This is a genomic window from Roseburia zhanii (genome assembly GCF_014287635.1).
In the GTDB taxonomy this organism is placed as follows: Bacteria; Bacillota; Clostridia; order Lachnospirales; family Lachnospiraceae; genus Roseburia_B; species Roseburia_B zhanii.
The window spans coordinates 110639-133271 of the sequence record NZ_JACOPH010000006.1 but is presented as its reverse complement, the minus strand read 5'-3'; the positions used below and the strand labels follow the sequence as shown (position 1 = coordinate 133271).

Genomic DNA, 22633 nt, shown 5'->3' with positions numbered 1-22633 from the left:
AAGATGAGCAGAGGAGAAATGCAGATGAAACTTTACGAAAACGGAGTTTACCTTGTAAACGGAAGTGAGCTGATCGAAGATGCACCTTCCGCAGCAGAGGAGATCTTAAGCAAAACAGGAAAAAGCATTACAAAAGAAGAAGCAGCAAAAAATACGATCGCTTATGGAATTTTAGAAGCGCATAATACATCTGGTAATATGGAGAAGTTACAGATCAAATTTGACAAATTAACTTCCCATGATATTACATTTGTAGGTATTATCCAGACCGCAAGAGCATCAGGATTAGAGAAATTCCCAATCCCATATGTACTGACAAACTGTCATAACAGTCTTTGTGCAGTAGGTGGAACGATCAATGAAGATGACCATATGTTTGGACTGACCTGTGCAAAAAAATACGGCGGAGTCTATGTACCACCTCATCAGGCAGTTATCCACCAGTTTGCAAGAGAAATGTTAGCAGGCGGCGGAAGAATGATCTTAGGATCAGATTCCCATACACGTTACGGAGCACTCGGAACCATGGCAATGGGTGAAGGTGGACCGGAACTTGTAAAACAGTTATTAAGCCAGACATATGATATCAATATGCCGGGTGTTGTTGGTGTATATCTGACAGGAACACCGATCAAAGGCGTAGGTCCACAGGATATCGCACTTGCAATCATCGGTGAAGTATTTGCTAACGGTTATGTGAAGAATAAAGTCATGGAATTTGTCGGACCGGGTGTATCAAATCTAAGCGTAGATACCCGTATCGGAATCGATGTTATGACAACAGAAACCACCTGTCTGTCTTCTATCTGGAGAACCGACGATAAAGTAGAAGAATTCTATGAGATCCATGGAAGAAAAGGTGATTATAAAGAATTAAATCCGGGACAGGCAGCATATTATGATGGAATGATCGAGATTGACTTAAGTACGATCCGTCCAATGATCGCAATGCCATTCCATCCGAGCAATACCTATACGATCGAAGAACTGAATGCCAATCTGATGGACATTTTAGATGACTGTGAGAAACGTGCACAGGTAAGCTTCGACGGAGCCGTAGACTTAGACTTAAAGAGCAAAGTAAAAAATGGAAAATTATATGTAGATCAGGGTATCATCGCAGGCTGTGCCGGTGGTGGGTTTGAAAATATCTGTGATGCAGCAGACATCTTAAAAGGTGCATCTATCGGACCGGATGAGTTTACATTGAGTGTATATCCGGCAAGTATGCCGATCTATATGGAATTAGTAAAGAATGGTGCAGCAGCAGCTTTAATGGAAACAGGTGCGATCCTTAAGACAGCATTCTGTGGTCCATGTTTTGGCGCAGGAGATACACCTGCAAATAATGCATTTTCTATCCGTCATTCAACCAGAAACTTCCCGAACCGTGAGGGATCTAAGGTTCAGAATGGCCAGGTAGCATCCGTAGCACTTATGGACGCACGTTCTATTGCAGCAACAGCAGCAAATAAAGGATATCTGACCGCAGCAACAGATATCGATGTAGAATTTACAAAACCGAAGTATTTCTTCGACAGCAAGATCTATGAAAACCGTGTATTCGACAGCAAGGGTGTGGCTGATCCATCTGTTGAGATCCAGTTTGGTCCAAATATCAAAGACTGGCCGGCAATGAGTGCACTTCCGGAGAATATGTTATTACAGGTCGTTGCAGAGATTCACGATCCGGTAACAACAACAGACGAGCTGATCCCATCAGGAGAAACATCTTCCTATCGTTCTAACCCATTAGGACTGGCAGAATTTGCTTTATCCAGAAAAGATCCGTCTTATGTCGGAAAAGCAAAACATATCCAGATGGCACAGAAAGCGATCGAGGAAGGCAAGTGTCCGGGTGAAGCTGTACCGGAAGTGAAAGACGTAATGAAAGCCGTACATCAGAAGTTTGCAGATGTAGAGAAAGAAAACTTAGGTATCGGAAGTACGATCTTTGCAGTAAAACCAGGGGATGGTTCTGCCCGCGAACAGGCAGCATCCTGTCAGAAAGTATTAGGCGGCTGGGCAAATATCGCAAATGAATATGCAACCAAACGTTACCGTTCGAACCTGATCAACTGGGGAATGCTCCCGCTTTTGATCGAGGAGGGAGAACTTCCATTTGCAAATGGAGATTATATTTTCCTACCGGGAATCAAAAAAGAGATTGAAGATAAAGCAACTGAGATCGAAGCTTATGTTGTAAAAGACGGAGCATTAAAACCGTTTACATTGAAATTAGGTGAAATGACAGACGATGAGAGAAGCATTATCTTAAAAGGCTGTCTGATCAATTACAACAGACGCTAGGAGGTAACTGTTATGGGGGCAGGACAACAGGATAAAGAGAGTTTAAAGAAGTATATCCGGATCGCATTAGTTACCTTCGTGACCTTTTGCTGCTGTACACTGTTTTTCTTTGTGATCTACAGATATCACGGATTTGCAGTGTACTGGCAGAAACTGATGAAGATATTGCAGCCGATCATCATAGGATTTATCGTTGCATATCTGATCAATCCGGTCATGGTATTTATAGAAAAACATTTGATGCTTTTTTTTGAACCAAGAATGAAAAGCAAAAAGAAAGCCAAAAAAGTAGCACGTTCCATCGGAACGGCAGGTGCGTTACTGTTTCTGCTTCTGATCATTTTCTTATTGTTAGATATGATGATCCCGGAACTCATTAAGAGTGTTCAGAATATGATGGTAAGCCTTCCGGCAGAAGTCAATTCCTTTTCTGCGTGGATCAATGAAACACTTGCAGAGGACAGCCAGCTGGCAGATATGTTGGGTTCTAGTCTGGTGAAAGTAACGAACGTTTTAGAGAATTTCCTTCAGGATCATCTCCTGCCGCAGGTAAATACTTACATTGCATCGATTACAAGTGGTGTGATCAGTGCGGTAAAGGTGCTGTTTAATTTTATCATTGGACTGATTATTGCCGTTTATGTGCTGATGAGCAAGGAAAGCTTTATCGGACAGGGAAAGAAGTTAGTCTATACGATATTTCCGGCAAAGTTTGGCAACCATATCGTGAAAATGGTGCGTATCAGCAACGAGATGTTTGGTGGATTTATCAATGGTAAGATCTTAGATTCTGCGATCATCGGTGTGATCTGTTATATCGGGCTTGTCATCATGCGTATGCCGTACAGCCTGCTAGTTGCAGTGATTGTTGGTGTGACAAATGTCATACCGTTTTTCGGACCATATGTAGGAGCAGTACCAAGTGTCATACTGATCGCTCTTGCAGATCCGATCAAAGGTCTGTACTTTTTGATATTCATTCTGGTATTACAGCAGATCGACGGTAATATCATCGGACCAAAGATTTTAGGAAATTCCACAGGATTGTCGTCTTTCTGGGTTGTATTTGCAATCTTAGTCGGCGGTGGACTGTTTGGATTCATGGGAATGTTACTTGGAGTACCGACATTTGCAGTTATTTATTATCTGATCCGGGAAGTGACCGCATGGATATTACGGAAACGGAAACTGCCGGAAAATACGGTCGATTATATCCGTATGCAGGACGTAGATCCTTCGACTGGTAAGCTCCGTTATGAACAAAAAGAGTAAAGTTTGATAAGGCAGGTACACAAGTTTTTAGGAAGGAAAATTATCTTTAGAAGAGGGGAAAGGTAGTGAAAATAAAAAGAACGCTTTGGATCATTCTGGTGAGTATTTTCCTGATTAGCAATATTTAAAACCAGGAACATATTCTGTATACGTTAAAGATAAGGATGGAAATACAACAGAAACAACAACTGAATATGTATATCAGCATAGCTTACAATTAACGGGAACTGCATATCCGGGATACATCCGTAATAATATTACACATGTTACAGTTTCTGTGGGATTTCAACAGTATGAAGGTGTGATAGATTCTGAGGGAAATATTGTGATTGAATTTCCTAAACAGAAAGTTGGAGCAGTCATAAATATATTGTGCCAGGATGATTATGGGTGTTCATACGAATATAATTGGACAGTAAAAGATAAGAGTTTGTCATTGCCAAATATTAAGATCTGGAGAGAATGCAACATTACGTTATGATGACTTGGATGATGATGAGCGTTTATGTGTGCAGATTAATAAGGTTTCTGTTTGGTTAGAAAGTAAATATGTAATTTCCGTTTCTCCATTTTCCAAAGAGTTAAAAAAACGTATCCTTTAATACCTGTAGCTCGAGCTTCCATTGAAACTGCATAATTTCTTGAATAGATTGAATACGTTGAAAGTTTACTTTTTGATGTATTATCACTTTGATACCAAACTTTTACTAATGTACCCGGTATTTGTTTTGTCCGAAATACAAGAGAGAGCATCTTGTAAATGTAAAACAATTTAAAACTCAAATCGTAAATGAGCCAGACGCTAAGACGCAGAGCTGATCCCAAAAGAAAAGTGGATTGGTTCTGCGTTTTATTCATGACAATAGAATGTTAGCGAAGCATGCATTCTATTGTATATGGTACTGGAAATTTACGAAGTGTTATTTTTATCGTTAAAGGAAAGAAATGAAGGATAAAAGGATGGCTGAATGCCGCTATCCAGCAATGCCGTTGTTTATAAGGTACATCTAAATTTTTTCAAATTTGGTTCAGAAACATAATTAGGACTGCACTTTTTGGTTGGTACAATTTCACCGGTTTCAGGATCAAGCTTACCGATAAGAGTACGCTTAGAACGAACCTTTTTTGCTTCAGGATCTCGATAAGATCTGCTGTCATAAACGTAAGTAATACCACTTCGTTTGTCTGATTGTCTGATAATAGCCATCAAAACACACCCTATCTGTCGTTAGGTATATTGTGACACATAACGATAATTGATACAAACAAAACATGCAAAAAAACAGTGTGAAATCAAGGAAAACCTGGGGTTTTATAAGATGAAAAAGTAGTAATGTGATGACAGAAAATTGAATTAAAGAAGAAAAAAGAAAGGTTGTAAAGACGCATAGACTGTGAATAGTAATCTAAGAAGATGGCAAACATTGGATTTATGGAAGTGTTTGGAAAAAGTGCAGATAAAGCCAAGCGGGATAATGATAAGATTGGAAGAATGTTTGCAAAAATGGGATTATTGTTAGCAGCAGTATCGGAGATTCTGCTTCTGGTCAGTCAGATCATTGATGAGCTTGAGTATTCGACGAGGTTTCAGATAGAGTATGAACTTTCTAATGAGGATCAGATTAGAGAAGAATTATTAAAAGAGGCACTACTTGATAGTAAAAAGAAAGCAGAAGATCTGGCTGAGGCATTAAATATGACTGTTATTGGTGTGAAATCTGTGGAAGCATATAGTAAATTGAATGGGAGAACAGAAGGAATCGCATGTGAAAGGTCGATTTGTGATTATATGGGCGTACCACAGTTTTCACATTCAAATAAATTACAGGCAAAGGAAAAAGAATTATCGGAGTCTATTGAGGTAAAATGGAATCTGGTCTAGGTAGAGGAATCTATTCTAAAGTGGTGATATGTTAGTTGCTGTTATTTTAAGAATAGAATATAATATCTTTGTTATGCGATTGAAAAGTATACATATAAAAGATACAACAATGGAAGCCGCTTTATGGGCAGATGCCATTGGAAAGAAGGAAAAACCATGAGCAACAACTCTAACATACATACCCCCTACCCCGATGACGCATCGTGGGCAGGTTTATTTGAAATGGCTGAAACCTACGAAGAACAGGAAGAACTGCCGGTATACGACAATATAGAATTTTTTGAAAGTCCCTCTGCGCAGGACAAACAATACGATTCCCCGGAAGAAGTGTTAAAAGCATTATTCGGATACGATTCATTCAGGGCAGGACAAAAAGAAGTGATCGACAGCATATTAGCCGGGAGAGATGCGTTTGCGGTTATGCCAACCGGTGCCGGAAAATCCGTCTGCTATCAGGTGCCGGCAATGCTGTTATCCGGAATTACGATCGTGATTTCACCGCTGATCTCACTGATGCAGGATCAGGTGAAGTCATTAAATGAGGCAGGTGTTTCGGCAGCATTTATCAATAGTTCACTTTCCGAACATGCATATTTTGAAACAGTGAGAAAAGCAAGGCAGGGTGTTTATAAAATTATCTATGTTGCACCTGAACGGCTGGTAACAGAAGGATTTCTTGACCTTGCAGAAAACGTTAAGATCTCGATGGTGACAGTAGATGAAGCACATTGTATCTCACAATGGGGACAGGATTTCAGACCAAGTTACATGAAGATCGTCGAGTTTGTAAAAATGCTCAAAGAACGGCCGGTGATCAGTGCATTTACAGCAACTGCAACCGAAACGGTCAGAGAAGACATCATTTGTACACTAGGCTTGCAGAACCCTTATTTTCTAGTGACAGGATTTGACAGGGAAAATCTGTTTTTTCAGGTGGATAAACCGAAGAATAAAGAGCAGTATATTTTAGATTATATTTCAGAACACAGCGGAGAAAGTGGAATCATTTACTGCTCTACAAGAAAAAATGTGGAAAGCGTTTATGATCTCTTAAGCAGTAAAGGCATTTCAGTTGGAAAATATCATGCCGGAATGAGTACAACGGAAAGAAAAAAGATGCAGGATGATTTTGTATTTGATTATACAAGCATTGTGGTTGCAACAAACGCTTTTGGAATGGGAATTGATAAGTCGAATGTCCGGTTTGTCATTCATTATAATATGCCGCAGAGCATGGAAAATTATTATCAGGAAGCAGGGCGAGCCGGCCGTGATGGACTGGATTCTAAATGTATCCTGTTATTTTCCCCGCAGGATATTGTGATCAATCGTGGACTGTTAGAGCATAAAGAAATGCCGGAGTTAGATTTTGCAGACAGGCAGACGGTCAGGGAACGGGATATGCAGAGATTGCAGAGTATGGAAGGATATTGTTATACGACGGAATGTCTGCGAAACTATATTTTAAAATACTTTGGGGAAAATCCAAAGAAACCATGTGAGGACTGTGGAAATTGTCTGCGTGAATTTGAAACGCTTGACATGACAGATGCCGCTAAGAAGATCATCAACTGTGTCTATGAAGCGAGAGGCAGATATGGAAAAATCATTATCATGGACACTGTTTTAGGGGCAAAGACAGCAAGATTAGAAGAAGTCGGAGCCATTCATTACAAATCCTATGGCGTGTTGTCAGATGCAAATAAAAAGCTTTTAAGACGGCTCATTGAGCAGATGATCTTAGAAAAATATCTTGTAGTCGGTAATTATCAGGTCATAAAGATGGGAGATATCAGCCCATTAAAAGATCCTGAAACAAAGGTGCTTGTTAAGATCACAGATGAAGATAAATTACCGGCAAAACCAGAGAAAGCTAAAAAGAAATCAAAAGGTACGGAATCGCTTACATCTGCCGGATACAGGCTGTTTGATAAGCTTCGGGCACTCCGGCTTGAGATTGCACGTAAGGAGAATATGCCGCCGTATATCGTATTCAATGATAAGACACTGATCGATATGGCTGTAAGGGTACCTTCTTCCAGACAGGAAATGTTAGCTGTTTCGGGAGTGGGGGAGCATAAATATATGAAATACGGGGAAAGATTTCTTGCTGAAATAGAAGCGTTTGTGGAAACCTGTCCCGAACTGAAACAAAAATAGAATCATCGTTTATGAATACCAGAAAACAGGTGGGGTTTTTATACCCCACCTGTTTTGGTAAAGTATGACCATCAAAGGGAACTTAAAGATCTTATTTCAGAAAAATGGAGGAACTGACAATGAAGGGATTTAATACAAGTGATGGTTATATGGGATTTGTAGAAGGCAGATATATCTTGTTTGCCAGTGAAGCCGATTATTTTGAGTACATGAACGATTAAGTGTAAAAAGGTTTACGGTATTCTGCTTAACCATGTTATACTGTTCCTATCATAGATGAAGGGAGAGCGGGAGCGTGCCAAAAGGATCGAAACAGAAGTTTAAATTATACCGTCTTGCACAGATCATGCAGGAACAGACAGATGAGGATCATTTTATTACGATGCCGCAGATCATGGCAGCATTAGCAGAGTATGATATCACAGCAGACCGCAAGAGCGTCTATGCCGATCTGCGGGATTTAGAGGTACTTGGTATTGAAGTCGAAGGGGAACCGGTTGGAAACCGCTATCATTATCATGTGGTAGACCGTCCATTTGAACTGCCGGAATTGAAATTATTAGTAGATGCCATTCAGTCATCGAAATTTATCACAGAAAAGAAAACGAATGCCCTGATCAGAAAATTAGAAAAATTAGTCAGTAAATATGATGCACAGAAACTGCAAAGACAGGTATTTGTGTCGGGCAGGATCAAGACGATGAATGAGAGTATCTACTATACGATAGATGCGATCCATAATGCAATCTCAGAAAATAAAAAGATCAGATTCCAGTATTTTCAGTGGAATGTGAAAAAAGAAATGGAACTGCGGCATGATGGCGGCTGGTATCACATCAGTCCATGGGGACTTTTGTGGGAGAATGAAAATTATTATCTGGTGGGTTATGATGATAAAGCCGATAAGATCAAGCATTACCGGGTAGATAAGATGCTGCATATCAAAACATCAGAGGAAGTCAGGGAAGGAAAGGAGCATTTTCAGAAGCTGGATCTGGCAGCTTATGCAAAAAAGAGTTTTGGCATGTTCGGGGGAAAAGAGCAGACGGTCAAACTATTAGTCAGTAATCATTTATCCGGTGTGATCATAGACCGCTTTGGCAAAGATGTGATGATGATACCGGCAGATGAAGAACATTTTACGGTAAATGTGAATGTATATGTCAGCCGGCAGTTCTTAGGCTGGGTATTTTCCTTAGGCGAGGGTATTCAGATCATAGGATCAGAAGAAGTTGTAGAACAGATGAAGGCAGAAGCAAAGCGTATGATAAAGCAGTATGGGTGCAGTGAAAAGGAGCTATCCAGACAGTAGGTTTGGTTATTGTCATATAAAAACCTTAACTTTAGTCTAAGTAGACAGAAGCATGATTGGTTTGCTAAGATAAAAGTGTTATCAGAAAATACTCTTAGAATCTTATAAATGGAGAATTCTAAGAGCAGATGAAAGTGTGCTTTCGGAAGCATCGAAACAAAAAATTTCGAGAGTACATGAAATCAAAAAGGAGGCACTGAATTTGAAAATGACAAAAATGATAAGCAGGAAAATGGCAGGCGGCATGTTAGTGGGCTTTCTGGCTGTGGCAGGCATTGTGACAGGCAGTCAGGGAAGTATGACAGTATATGCGGCAGAGGAATTACAGGGAAGTGGAACGGCAGATGATCCGTATGTGATCACCGGATCGGAGGATCTGTGGCAGTTCGCAGAGATTGTAAAAGCATCTTCTGATAGAAATCAGTGTGCGAAAGTTGCAGATGGTGTAACAGAGATCGATACAACAGTACGTGGAGAAAAGAAAGACTTAACATGGAGCCCGATCGGAGATTCCACCGTTTCCTATACAGGAGTTTTCGATGGTAATGGAGCAGAGATCACGATCCATGCGGACAGAAGCATTAACAATAATGCCGGTTTGTTTGGCATACTAGGCAGTGGTGGAGAGATAAGAAATGTCACCACTGCAGGAAGTTCTAAAGGCTGGGATAGTGTAGGAGGTATCTGTGGTCAGGCATGTCGTGATGCAAAAATCGTAAACTGTAACAATAAAGCAGATATAACCGCACAAGGAGGTCAGGCAGGAGGTTTGGTTGGATATGCAAGCAGAGCACAGATCGAATCCGATACCTCGATCAGTAATACAGGTGCAGTTACAGGGACAGCGAATGTAGGCGGACTTGTCGGTCAGGCTAGTGGTGGAATGAAGGTGATCGTCCATGAGGGTATTCTCAATTCTGGAGCTATAACTGCTAAATCAAGTGGATATGTCGGAGGTTTGATCGGATATGCAGATCTTGCGTCCATTCAAGCGGATGCGGATATCATCAATACGGGTAAGATATCTAGTATGGGAAGCAATACTTCTATGGGAGCAGGCGGATTGATCGGATATGGAATTGATACATCTATAATTTCCCGGAATGGAATGTTACAGAATAAAGGAGAAGTGACAGCAGCAATTACAAGTGTTGGTGGTATTGGAGGGCATATGACAAGTTCTGATAACAGTAACTGTCAAATTCAGGCAGCAAAGGGCGTGATCAATACCGGCAGGATCATAGGTAAAAATAGTGTCGGTGGAGTTGTCGGGGAGTATGCATATTCTGCACCGATGACTTCTACGGATGGATTCATTTTAAATAAGGGAGCTGTGGAAGGAAATGGAGATAATGTCGGCGGTGTGATCGGAAGAAAGGGCAGCAATTCAGATGGTAGTAAATATGGAAATATGGGAGATGTCACGAATACAGGCAAGTATACCGGCGGCGTGATCGGATCATGGGACAGCAATACCAGTCTGGAAAATTCGTTCAATATAGGAACTGTAAAGGTAACCGGAGAAAATGCCACAGACGTTGGTGGTGTTGTAGGGAAATTTAGTGGTGTCAATATTAAGCATTGCTATCATACAACGAAATATCCACTGATCGGTAACGGAGAAGAGGAGAAAGAGGAAATCATCGGCAAGATATCAAATTGTTACTGTATGGAGAAGAATACATCTCCTTGGGACGGCGAGATCATAAAGACAGAGAAAGCATTCATGGAAGGAGAGGTTGCGTATCTGCTGGATGGAAGTGGAGATAGCCGGAATAGCAAATTACTCTGGGGACAGGAGATTGGAAAGGATCTGACTCCGGTATTAGGCGGCACGACCGTATATCAGGATGGCAGTATATACAGCAATACAAACGCACATCACTATGATGAGCCACAGTATGCATGGGATGAAAGTAAAATGAGCTGTACGGCAAGCAGGATCTGTGAAGGCTGTAACAAAGTAGAAGATGAAACTGACATTGCAGCCTATACAGAGGAAGCAGCAGGATGTGAAACCAGTGGTAAGAGAGATTACAGAGCAGAATTTGCAAATCCGGCATTTGAGGTTCAGACAAAGACAGTGATCTTGAACCCACTCGGACATGATTATGATGAATCACAGTATGCATGGAATGAAAGTGAAATGAGCTGTACGGCAAGCAGGATCTGTAAGAGATGTAAAAAAGCAGAAAATGAAACTGTAACAGCAACCTATACCGAAGAAAAAGCAGGATGCGAAACCAGTGGTAAAAGAGATTACAGAGCAGAATTTGCAAATCCGGCATTTGAGGTTCAGACAAAGACAGTGACCTTGAACCCACTCGGACATGATACCACAGATGCAGTTTGGTCAAAGGACGAAAAGGTACATTGGAAAGAATGCAAAAATGAATGTGGAAAGAAATTAGAACAGGCAGAGCATACATTCAAGACGGTCATCGACCGTCAGGCAACAGAGAGTATCGAAGGCAGCAGCCATGAGGAATGCAGCGTGTGCGGCTATCAGAAAGCAGCAGTCGTGATTCCGGTGATCAAGAAGGAAGAAACCACCAATAGACAGCCGTTCGATAGCAGTAAGAATGATCAGACAACGACAGATAAGAATAATCAGACGGCAGATGGTCCAAACCAGGCCGCAGATACACTTACCATCGGACAGGTGGTTGTGAATCAGGCAGATGGAGCTTCCTATACTATCAAGAAGAATACCGATAATGCCTATGAAGTAGAATATAAGGCACCGAAGAACAAAAAACAGACAAAGATCGTCGTACCGGATACGATCAAGATCAATGGTGTGACTTATAAAGTAACGTCGATCGCAAAGAATGCATTTAAGAATAACAAGAAACTTAAGACCGTTACGGTCGGTAAGAATGTATCAAAGATGGGAGCAAATGTCTTTACCGGCTGTAAGAAGTTAAAAACAATTACGATAAAATCCACAAAACTGACAGCAAAGACACTTTCTAAGAGTACATTTAAGGGAATCACAAAAGCAAAGACGATCAAAGTACCGAAAAAGAAATTATCCACTTACAAGAAATTATTTAAAAACAGCGGACTTTCAGCTAAAGTCAAAGTAAAGGCATATTAAAGTAAGACAGACAACGTTACAGCCTGCAGGGTATCCTGCGGACTGTAACGTTGTTTTTTTGTGAAATCTCTGCAGAGTACTTTATTATTCTTTGTATGTCGTGCTATAATCTAGTTGCTTTGTGAATGATTACGAGATAAGCCCAAAAAAGTGATGGGCTATTATGAACATAATAAAAATGGAGAATACGATATCATGGAAACGATTACAAGAGAAAAAGCATTTGAATTATTAAAGAAATATAACAAAGATCCATTTCATATCCAGCATGGACTTACGGTAGAAGCTGTTATGAGGTGGTATGCAAATGAGTTAGGTTATGGTGATGATACAGAATACTGGGGAATTGTAGGACTTTTGCATGACATAGATTTTGAATTATATCCGGAAGAACACTGCTTAAAGGCACCGGAACTTTTAAAAGAAGCCGGAGTAGGGGAAGATGTGATCCATGCTGTATGTTCTCATGGATATGGAATTACGGTAGGCTGTGGAGCAACGATCAATGTAGAACCGGAACATGAAATGGAAAAAGTACTTTTTGCAGCAGATGAACTGACAGGGCTGATCTGGGCAGCAGCTTTGATGCGTCCGTCAAAGAGTACCAAAGACATGGAATTAAAATCTTTAAAGAAAAAATATAAATCCAAGGGATTTGCAGCAGGCTGTTCAAGAGAAGTGATCGAGCGGGGAGCTGCACAGCTTGGCTGGGAATTAGAAAAGCTGTTAGATATGACATTAAAAGCAATGGCGGCATCTGAAGATACGATCAATGCAGAAATGGAAAAAGAATCGTTATAAAACATGAAAAAATTGTTGGATAAGAGGGGGGAACATCAGATGAAAAAGTGGTATGATGAAGAATATGAATTTCAGATAGAAGTAACCGGATTTTTAAGAGGTGACCATACCGAGCATTATTGCAGAAATGGTGAGGAGATCGGGGATAAATATACATGCACTTACGGTTGTCCGGTCAATGCAGATGGACAAGGGATCTGTTCTAAGACGATGATGATGCTCTATTCAATCATGGAGGCGGTCAGAAGTGGCGGAGATCTTGAAAATATAGGCGGAAGCGGAAAATATGTCAAGGATATCGTATGTCCTGATGGCTGCGTGATGTTCCGTTTAACAGCAAAACCGCTGGGCAATGAGAATTTTCATAAGGGAAGATTCTGGCAGGAATCGTAAATTTAGATACAACATAACGCAAAAAGTACAAAATAGCGATCAAGAAAGCAAAGGAATGGATCATGTGGAAGATCAGACATATTTTTGATGGTGATTACGGATGTGAAGAATTAGCACCGGGGGCAAAACCCATGGTGTCCGTAACGCTTATAAATGAAGCAGGAGAAGAAAAAATCCTATCTGTGGAAGATGAATATTTAGTCAGCCACCAGTTAGATGTCGGTTCTGAATGGGTGGCAGACAGACTCGTGAATATTGCTGAGGGAGGAAATGAGAGGAATTCTTAACATATAGAGCGTGCAGATTAAGCATTGATATTGTATAATGAATGCCAAAGGAGACTTGACATGAACGATATTCGATTGCTTACCGGAAAAAACATTATACCGGATTTTGATACAGCAGCAGGATTGTTAGGCTGCAGAGGCGTAGAGTCAAAGAGCGGGATAAAAGCTGTCTATGAAACACTTTTTCCGCTAGTGAAACGGTATATGCGCCCGAAAGCCGCATTTCTGATCGATGGGCAGAACCGTTATCTCTATGTGATACTGACACTCGGAAGTGGCATCAGCCGCTTGCCACAGCGGTCAGATATCAGAAATGATATGTTAAAAGTGATGATGGCAGATGCAATGGCAGACAGTTGTATTTTTGCATTTGAAGAACAGATCCTGCCAATGCTTTCCCAGAGCTGTCTGTTAGAAGGATTTGGGATCTTAAGGCGGTGTGAGATTCCATCGGAAGAATTTGAGATCACAAAGCAGAAAGAAATTTATGATAAATTAGATGCGAAACGGACACTTGGACTGACAATGACCTCCGGCTATATGCTGGAACCGGTCAAGTCTATGTGTCTGTTATTTGAGTTGACAGAAGATACGGATAGACAGAACTTTAAGCATGACTGTAATGCATGTAACAATCAGTCCTGTACACTAAGAAAAGAGGAGCATGTCTGGCTGGAGATAACCACAGCAGAGCAGGCAGAACCACGACACATCTGTGCGAAAAAAGAGGAAAACCTTTTAGCTGTACTGCGTGAGCATGGCATGGAAGTTTTTGCATACTGCGGAGGAAGCGGTATCTGTGGAAAATGTGCCATAACCATAACAAAAGGAGATCCTGCGGTTACGCTTGCTGACCGTACTTTTTTTTCAAAAGAACAGTTAGCAGCAGGAAAACGGTTAGCGTGTCAGATGATCTTGCAGGAAGATTTAGGTATTTATCTTGGAAATAGTAAAGAACAGTTTCAGGCACTAGGTTCGATGCGTATACAGCTTAGGCTTGATGAAAATGCGTCCTATCAGGCAGAGGACTACGGAGTGGCAGTCGATATAGGAACAACAACACTGGCATTTGCACTATTAAAGCGGCAGACAGGGGAAGTCATTGATGTCTATACGATGGTGAACCACCAGCGGTCATATGGGGCAGATGTGATCAGCCGTATACAGGCGGCAAATGGGCAGAACGGCAAAAAATTAACAACGTGCATTTTGACTGATATAAAAAACGGATTTCACATCTTGCAGAAAAGAAATCCGCAGAAAAAAATATCTTCAGTCGTGATCGCAGGCAATACCGTTATGATGCACCTTCTGCGTGGGTATTCCTGTCTGGGATTTACAAAATATCCGTTTACAAAAATTTCATTAGACATGGAAGAATTGTCTTTTGCAAAACTGTTGTCACAGACAGATGATGTAAAAGCAGAAGCGGTAAAGTCGGACATAGAAGACATTTCGGTTACAATCCTTCCGGGGATATCGGCATTTGTCGGAGCAGATATTACAGCCGGTATTTTTGTATGTGACATGATAAAGGCAGGACAGATCAGCCTGCTGTTAGATCTTGGTACGAATGGAGAGATGGCATTAAGGACAAACACCGGGATCTATGTTACATCAACTGCCGCAGGTCCGGCATTTGAGGGCGGAAATATCAGATGGGGTATGGGAAGTGTAGACGGAGCGATCGCAAATGCAAAATTTGTGGATGGCAGACTGACAGTGCATACCATCGGAGAAAAAAAACCTGCCGGTATCTGCGGAACAGGTGTGATTGAAACCGTTGCGGAACTGTTGCAGGCAGGCATCATAGATGCAAATGGCAAATTAAAAGAGCCATATTTTAAAACAGGATATCCATTGGCTGAAAATGCACAGGGGGAGAAGATCTGTCTGACGCAGGCAGATATCCGCGAGATACAGATGGCAAAGGCTGCGGTACGTGCAGGCATCGAAGTTTTATGTATGCGTGCAGGGGTGACTTATCAACAGATAGAACAGGTATATCTTGCGGGTGGTTTTGGATATTATCTGGACGTAAAAAAAGCCGCAGTTATCGGGATTTTGCCACAGGAGCTTGCCGAAAAGACCACAGCAGCAGGAAATACGGCATTAGGCGGAGCGTTGCAGTATTTAGAAACGCCGGAGAAGAAAGCACTGATGGAAGTCGTGTCAGAGGCAGGAGAGGTTTCTCTGGCAGAAGATGAAGCATTTAAGGAACGATATATTTCATATATGGGATTTTAAAGTAACGGTTTGGATAAGCTAAACGTCATTCGCAAAGCCGCACCTGCGGTGCTCTTTCGCCGCATTTCGGCTTACTTTGCTCATAAGATGGCATTTAGCTTTTAACCTGTATGTCATACGCATTCATGCAAGCATGATTCGTATGGCACACAGGTTATGGCTGAACTGAAAAAAACATATTGACATTTATACATCAACTGCATATACTGTATATACACAGTAAGAGAGGTAAGCACATGAATATAATTATCAGAAATTCAAGTAATCAGCCGATCTATGAACAGATCTATACCCAGATCAAGGATATGATCTTAAACGGAACTTTGACAGAGGGCGACATGCTCCCTTCGATCAGAGGGCTTGCAAAGGATCTGCGGATCAGCGTGATCACGACTAAGAGAGCTTATGATGAGTTAGAGCGGGAAGGATATGTCAACACCGTTGCCGGAAAGGGCTGTTTTGTAGCAGGAACGAACCGGGAACTCATACAGGAAGAAAATTTAAAGAAGATTGAAGCACATATGCAGCAGATCCGGCAGTTAGCGGCAGGCTGTGGCATTACAAACGAAGAATTAGTGGAAATGTTTCGGATCTTGGAGGTAGAGGAATGAATACAGCAGATGTAGGTATGACAATCGGTGGTACAGAAATGTATGAAACCCAGACAAATGCAATCGAAATGAAACACGTAACGAAGAAATATGCATCTTTTCAGTTAGAAGATGTCAGTCTGACACTCCCTTCGGGCTGTATCATGGGGCTTGTGGGTGAGAATGGTGCAGGCAAGAGTACCACGATCGGACTGATCATGGGATCGATCCGGCGTGATGCAGGAGAGATCTTTGTGTTAGGGCAGGATAATACTAAGAAAGAGTTTGACGCAGTTAAGGAAGATATCGGAGTAGTTTTAGATGAAGCCTATTTTCCGGAAGTGTTAAATGCAGTAAATGTCAATCAGATTATGAAGCATACCTATCAGAGATGGGATGAAAAACAGTATTTCGATTATATCAAACACTTTTCTCTAGAGGAGAAAAAGATGTTTAAAGATTATTCAAGAGGAATGAAGATGAAGCTTGCGATTGCAGTTGCACTTTCCCATAAGCCGAAATTATTGATCTTAGATGAAGCAACAAGCGGCTTAGATCCGATCATCCGGGATGAGATCTTAGAGATCTTTAATGAATTTACAAGAGAGGAAGATCATACGGTATTGTTATCTTCCCATATCATCAGTGATCTTGAAAAAATCAGTGATTATATCGCATTTTTGCATCAGGGAAAACTGCTGTTTTGTGAAGAAAAGGATCGTCTGCTTGAGGAATATGGCATCCTGCAGGTCACAGAGGAAGAAGAAAAAGATATACCAAAAGAAGCTATTGCAGGCAGAAAACAGGGAAAATATGCAACAGAGCTGTTAGTAAAACGTTCTAAGATTTCAGATGCATTTGAAATAGAGTGCGCAGGAATCGAAGATATTGTGCTCTTTTTAGCAAGGAAAGGGGAATAAAGATGAGAGGTTTATTGATCAAAGATGCATATACCATCATAAAACAGACAAAAGTGTTATTACTGATCACACTTATATTTGCAGTTGTGCCGTCAGATTTTTTATTTGGATATTCTGTATTTTATGCGGCAATGATGCCGATCACTGCATTAGCATATGACGAACGTGCAAAATGGGATAAATTTGCAGGAATGCTCCCATATTCTGTAAATGAGATCGTCGGAAGTAAATATCTGATGGGATATATTTCAGTCGGAATTGTTTTTTTACTGACCATATTTAGTAAATTCATATTAGCAGCCATAAACGGACATATGCCGGCAGATGCTGTGATAACGATTGTCATGATCATGTGTCTTGCACTGATCATACAGGCAGTGAATCTTCCATTGATGTTCTGGATCGGTGTCGAAAAAGGACGAATGTTGTTTATTCTGCTGACCGTAGTTGGCATGACAGTCTTTATGACTGCACTGACAGGCATGGATCTGTCTATATTTTTCATAGAAGAAAAATATCTGATCGCAGGGGCTTTTCTTTTAACGATTGTCTGTAATGTGATCTCTTATCAGATTTCGAAAAAAATATATACGAAGAAAGTTTATTCATAAAAAATAGCAGTTCAGAATAGCAGGTTAGCAATGCCATTCGTAAAGCCGCACCTGCGGTGCTTTTTCGCCGAGTTGCGGCTACTTTGCTCATAGGATGGCGTTTAGCTCATAGCCCCTATAGCATACTCATTCATGCAGGCGTGATTCGTATGCTATATGAGCTATGGCTAAACTGTTATAGTAAAATACCCTTACTGCAAACATTAAGACGATACGCAGATTGCATACCACTTGTCGAAACGGTATATTAACATCGGAATCAATGATAAGATCTGCTGAGGTGATTTTGGGGGAACACATTAGAGACAAAGGGGGAACGATATATGCCGACTTATGGTATGGGGGATGCGATACACGAAATGCGTATACGTGCAGGCTGTACGCAGGAGGAATTAGCCTATGGGATCTGTACACCGGGGACACTTTCCAGGATCGAAAATGGAAAAGAGGTTGCATCAAAACAGGTTTTTGAAGCTTTGTGCCAAAGGCTCTGTGGTATGTGCCACATGGGGATATCATTTGATACGAAGATTGAGATGCAACGGTCAAAGTTTCGCAGACAGGCTTTATTATATTTAGAACAGCGGGAGTTAGAGAAGGCAAAGCTGGCATTAGAAGGGTATTATGCATTAAAAGAAACGGATAATCCATTCTGTCTGCAGTTTGCATTGTATACGCAGGCAGTCTATCAGGCGATACAAAGGGAGCGTGAAGAAGAAATCCTGCCAAAGCTAGAGCAGGCACTTGAAATTACGATGCCGAATTACAAAGAACGGATGCAGGCAGCAAAGAGAAAGATACTGCTTACCTATGATGAAGTATATATCATGTCGAATATTGGCATAGCTTATGCAAAAAATGCGCAGCTTGAAAAAGCCTTTCATATTTTTTATTATCTGAAAGGTTATCTTGAGCGTCAGAGACTTGAGTTGTCAGAGTCCCTGAAAGTCTACGCAATGATACTTGGAAATTTTGCGTGGATCTTAGAACAGCAGGGACGATTTGAAGAAGCAGTAAAACATTGTGATACCGGAATAAGAATCTGTCATCTCACAGGAAAATATACCGTCCTGCCACATCTGTTGTGCATAAAAGCATGGTGTCTTACTGCCTCAGGAAATGCTATGATGGCGAAGAAAAGCAGACGGCAGGCGAAGGCACTTTTCGACATTACAGAACATTACAGAGGCTATGGGAGCTTTGCAGAATTTTATAAAGCGAGAGAGCCCATATTTGTAATATTTTAAGATTTGATGATCTGTAACTATGAGGATGTTTGATAGTTACAATAATTTCTAAAAAAAGTATATGAAATAATTGCATCAAAGACCATGCAGTTTCGGTAAAAAAAGAAATATGTCGAAAACGCAGGATAACAAAAGAAAATTTTGACAAATACAATTTCTGATGAATAAAAAGATAAAGTATATGCAAAAAGTGCTATTATATGAAAAATATAGAAAATGGTGTTATCCCATATCCACTCCCTTGTCATCTTATATAAAATGGGATAAAATGAACATAAAAAATCTTATAGCAGATGGGAGATCACAATGGATATAGTAGTATTAGCCGGAGGACTCAGCACAGAACGGGATGTGTCCTTTAAAACGGGAGATATGGTAGCAAAAGCACTCAGGGAAAATGGACATCGTGTCATATTATTAGATGTATTTATGGGATATAAAGAAGCAGAAGAAGATATTTCAGATATTTTTGAACACAGCATAGAAGCAAGTGTGAGTGTATCTGCAATTCCGGAAACAGCACCGGATCTTGCAAAAGTAAAGGCATCAAGAAAAGATCAGTCAGCATGCTTTTTTGGACCAAATGTGATTTCCATGTGCCAGATGGCAGATATTGTATTTATGGCATTACATGGAGAAAACGGCGAAAACGGAAAGATTCAGGCAGCTTTTGATCTGTTAGGCATCAAGTATACAGGCAGCGGTTATTTAAGCAGTGCGCTTGCCATGGATAAGGGTGCAGCGAAGATCTTTTTTGAAAAAAACGGTGTGCCGACACCGACAGGCATGAAGATGACAAAGGCAGATCATACCGATGATTTTGATAAGACCGGTCTATCCCTGCCATGTGTTGTAAAACCCTGCTGCGGCGGTTCTAGTATCGGTGTTTCTATTGTCCGTACAAAAGAACAGTTCCATGCAGCATTAGACGAAGCCTTCCATTGGGAAGATGAACTGATCATAGAAGAATATATCGAAGGCAGGGAATTTTCAGTTGGTGTATTAGAATATCAGGCACTTCCAATCATTGAGATCGCACCGGTAGAAGGGTTTTATGATTACAAGAATAAATACAAAGCAGGCAGTACCGTAGAAACCTGTCCGGCAGAATTGTCAAAAGAGATCACCGAAGAAATGCAGAAATATGCAGTGATGGCGGCAGAAGCATTAGGATTAGATACATATTCGAGAATGGATTTCCTGTTAAATAAAGAAGGAAAGATCTACTGTTTAGAGGCAAATACGCTGCCGGGTATGACACCGACAAGCCTTCTTCCACAGGAAGCCGGAGTGATCGGAATGAACTTTAACGAACTTTGTGAGAAACTGATCAAGATCTCATTGCAGAAGTACGAGGGATAATTTATGAAAAATATGACATTAGCCAATATTGCAGCATGTTGTGGAGGTACTTATATCGGTGATGAAAATATTAAGAATACCGAAGTTACCGGAATTGCCATTGACAGCCGGAAGGTAAAGCGTGGCGGTCTGTTTATACCGGTCAGGGGAGAACGTGTCGACGGGCATGATTTTATTCCGGAAGTCATTAAAGATGGGGCACTTGCCACACTTTCTGAAAAAGAGTTAGACGCACCGGAATTTCCATACATTTTAGTAGAGTCTACATTAGATGCATTAAGGAAGATCGCTGCTTTTTACCGCCAGACATTAGGGATCAAGGTGGTAGGTATTACCGGAAGTGTTGGTAAGACCAGCACAAAAGAAATGATCGCATCTGTATTAAAAGAAAAATTCTCGGTACATAAAACGGCAGGTAATTTTAATAATGAGATCGGACTTCCGCTTACAATCTTTGATATTACTGAACAACATGAGATCGCAGTTCTTGAAATGGGGATTTCTGATTTCGGGGAAATGCACCGTTTAGCAGAGATTGCCAATCCTGATATCTGCGTGATCACAAATATCGGGTTATGCCATTTAGAGAATCTAGGCAGCAGGGATGGCATTTTAAAAGCAAAGACAGAAGTATTTGACCATCTGCGTGGGGAAGGGATCGTAATCTTAAATGGTGACGATGATAAATTATCCACGATCACATCTGTGAATGGTAGAAAACCTGTTTTTTACGGCAGGGAACATGGAGATGTTTATGCGACAGATATTACCACGCTTGGCATGGAAGGCATCCGTATGGTACTGCATCTGCACGAGCAGAGCAGGGAAGTGACCATTCCGATCGCAGGAGAACACAATGTCTATAATGCGTTAGCAGCAGCCTGTGTAGGAGATGCATGCGGCATGGATATTGACATGATATGCAAGGGGATCGCAACCGTTGAAACGATCAGCGGCAGAAGTAACCTGATCGAAAAAAATGGTGTAACGATCATTGATGACTGTTACAATGCTAATCCAATCTCAATGTGTGCATCGATCGATGTATTAAGTCAGGCGGCAGGAAGAAAGACCGCTGTGCTTGGTGATATGGGAGAATTAGGAACAGACGAAAAAGAGTTACATGCGAATGTCGGCAGTTATGTAGCAGAAAAGCAAATCGATAAACTCTACTGCACTGGCGAATTGTCAAAAGAACTTGCACAGGCTGCAAAAGATGCAGGTGCAAAAGAGGTACGCTATTTTCCGACAAAAGAAGACTTATTAGAAGCCTTAAAGAAAGACATAAAAAAAGGAGATACTTTGTTGATCAAAGCATCTCACTTTATGCAGTTTCCTAAGATCGTGGAAGCGTTGACTGCTTTTCTAGCATCGTAAGGATCTTTTCTCTGGTATAGTTTCCTATATGTTTTTTATCCTCTTTGGATAACTCTTTGATATAGATCGGTTCACCGTATTCTAAGATTACATGAGTCGGTTTTATACGTGGAAAATGATTTTCTAAAATATCGGCAGTTCCGGTCAGTGCCATTGGAATGACCGGACAGCCGCTTTTTTCTGCCATCTTCAAACTGCCCTCTTTAAAAGGCAGCATTTCTGTTTCACTTTTGTTTTTACTTCTTGTTCCCTCCGGAAAGATACACATGGAAATACCATGCTTGATCTGGTCGATACCGGTTAAGATGGTCTTTAAACCTTCTTTTACATCACTGCGGTTTAAAAACAGGCAGTAAAGCCGTTTCATCCAGAGCGATAGCAGGGGAACTTTTAACATGGAATCTTTTGCCACGTATCCGGTAAGACGCGGGCATCTGGCATAGGTGATGATGATGTCAAAGAAACTTCTGTGATTTCCGACATAGAGGACAGGCGTATCTTTCGGAACATTTTCTTCACCGATCACTGTAAGATGCACACCGCTTAATACAAGAATGACTTTGAAAGCCCACTGTACCATGCGAAGCTGGGAAATATCAGCCGCATAACGGAATTTTTTGGAGACCAGCCATTCCACAAAGAGGATGGGAATGCCGATGATCAAATATAAAGCTACAAATAAAATAACAAAAATCAGTCGTATCATGCTGTTATGGAAAAATCCATTCCTTTCTATAACTTATTCATGTGTGGATGGGCCGG

19 protein-coding genes are annotated in these 22633 nt (G+C 41.0%); 17 read left to right on the top strand and 2 right to left on the bottom strand.

What is annotated here, in order from left to right; genetic code table 11:
* The first annotated feature begins 24 nt into the window (after positions 1-24).
* From H8S17_RS08950 to H8S17_RS08940, 3 genes are all read left to right on the top strand, one after another.
* Positions 25-2310, top strand: coding sequence for a hydratase (locus H8S17_RS08950; RefSeq protein ID WP_178052313.1), 2286 nt, complete (start codon positions 25-27; stop codon positions 2308-2310).
* 12 nt (positions 2311-2322) lie between these two features.
* Positions 2323-3582, top strand: a complete 1260-nt coding sequence (locus H8S17_RS08945; protein WP_186867052.1) for an AI-2E family transporter — start codon at positions 2323-2325, stop codon at positions 3580-3582.
* Between the two features lie 723 nt (positions 3583-4305).
* Positions 4306-4401, top strand: coding sequence for a cysteine-rich KTR domain-containing protein (locus tag H8S17_RS08940; RefSeq protein ID WP_178052315.1), 96 nt, complete (start codon positions 4306-4308; stop codon positions 4399-4401).
* Positions 4402-4576: 175 nt separating this feature from the next.
* On the opposite strand, the gene H8S17_RS08935 is transcribed toward H8S17_RS08940, so the two are convergent.
* Positions 4577-4789 (bottom strand): hypothetical protein, encoded by a 213-nt coding sequence (locus tag H8S17_RS08935; RefSeq protein ID WP_186867051.1) that lies wholly within the window; start codon positions 4787-4789, stop codon positions 4577-4579.
* A gap of 207 nt (positions 4790-4996) precedes the next feature.
* Between H8S17_RS08935 and H8S17_RS08930 the strand changes: the two genes are divergently transcribed.
* From H8S17_RS08930 to H8S17_RS08865, 14 genes are all read left to right on the top strand, one after another.
* Entirely contained in the window at positions 4997-5464 is a 468-nt protein-coding gene (locus H8S17_RS08930; protein WP_186867050.1) for an SIMPL domain-containing protein, read from the top strand.
* A gap of 123 nt (positions 5465-5587) precedes the next feature.
* Positions 5588-7624: a DNA helicase RecQ gene (gene recQ / locus H8S17_RS08925; RefSeq protein WP_243238028.1), complete on the top strand. Its 2037-nt coding sequence runs from the start codon at positions 5588-5590 to the stop codon at positions 7622-7624.
* A gap of 295 nt (positions 7625-7919) precedes the next feature.
* Entirely contained in the window at positions 7920-8936 is a 1017-nt protein-coding gene (locus tag H8S17_RS08920; RefSeq protein ID WP_178052319.1) for a helix-turn-helix transcriptional regulator, read from the top strand.
* A 208-nt stretch (positions 8937-9144) separates the two neighbouring features.
* A complete protein-coding gene (locus tag H8S17_RS08915; protein ID WP_243238033.1) occupies positions 9145-12036 on the top strand; it encodes a leucine-rich repeat domain-containing protein in 2892 nt (963 codons plus the stop codon).
* A 195-nt stretch (positions 12037-12231) separates the two neighbouring features.
* On the top strand, positions 12232-12837 hold the full coding sequence (locus H8S17_RS08910) for a hydrolase (RefSeq protein WP_186867048.1): 606 nt from the start codon (positions 12232-12234) through the stop codon (positions 12835-12837).
* Between the two features lie 39 nt (positions 12838-12876).
* Positions 12877-13230, top strand: coding sequence for a TIGR04076 family protein (locus H8S17_RS08905; protein WP_186867047.1), 354 nt, complete (start codon positions 12877-12879; stop codon positions 13228-13230).
* 62 nt (positions 13231-13292) lie between these two features.
* Complete coding sequence (locus H8S17_RS08900; protein ID WP_178052323.1) at positions 13293-13517, top strand: hypothetical protein; 225 nt, start codon at positions 13293-13295, stop codon at positions 13515-13517.
* A gap of 60 nt (positions 13518-13577) precedes the next feature.
* Positions 13578-15764: an ASKHA domain-containing protein gene (locus H8S17_RS08895; protein WP_186867046.1), complete on the top strand. Its 2187-nt coding sequence runs from the start codon at positions 13578-13580 to the stop codon at positions 15762-15764.
* A 236-nt stretch (positions 15765-16000) separates the two neighbouring features.
* Complete coding sequence (locus H8S17_RS08890) at positions 16001-16375, top strand: GntR family transcriptional regulator (protein ID WP_186867045.1); 375 nt, start codon at positions 16001-16003, stop codon at positions 16373-16375.
* Positions 16372-17274: an ABC transporter ATP-binding protein gene (locus tag H8S17_RS08885; RefSeq protein ID WP_243238027.1), complete on the top strand. Its 903-nt coding sequence runs from the start codon at positions 16372-16374 to the stop codon at positions 17272-17274. The genes H8S17_RS08890 and H8S17_RS08885 overlap by 4 nt, the downstream gene beginning before the upstream one ends.
* A 2-nt stretch (positions 17275-17276) precedes the next feature.
* On the top strand, positions 17277-17885 hold the full coding sequence (locus H8S17_RS08880; protein WP_186867044.1) for an ABC-2 transporter permease: 609 nt from the start codon (positions 17277-17279) through the stop codon (positions 17883-17885).
* Between the two features lie 323 nt (positions 17886-18208).
* The gene (locus H8S17_RS08875; protein WP_186867043.1) at positions 18209-19132 is read left to right on the top strand and encodes a helix-turn-helix domain-containing protein; all 924 of its coding nucleotides are present in this window, start codon (positions 18209-18211) and stop codon (positions 19130-19132) included.
* 306 nt (positions 19133-19438) lie between these two features.
* Positions 19439-20494, top strand: a complete 1056-nt coding sequence (locus H8S17_RS08870; RefSeq protein WP_186867042.1) for a D-alanine--D-alanine ligase family protein — start codon at positions 19439-19441, stop codon at positions 20492-20494.
* 3 nt (positions 20495-20497) lie between these two features.
* The gene (locus H8S17_RS08865; protein WP_186867041.1) at positions 20498-21871 is read left to right on the top strand and encodes a UDP-N-acetylmuramoyl-tripeptide--D-alanyl-D-alanine ligase; all 1374 of its coding nucleotides are present in this window, start codon (positions 20498-20500) and stop codon (positions 21869-21871) included.
* On the opposite strand, the gene H8S17_RS08860 is transcribed toward H8S17_RS08865, so the two are convergent.
* On the bottom strand, positions 21831-22577 hold the full coding sequence (locus H8S17_RS08860; protein WP_186867040.1) for a lysophospholipid acyltransferase family protein: 747 nt from the start codon (positions 22575-22577) through the stop codon (positions 21831-21833). The two genes, H8S17_RS08865 and H8S17_RS08860, sit on opposite strands and share 41 nt — an antisense overlap.
* Between the last annotated feature and the right edge of the window lie 56 nt (positions 22578-22633).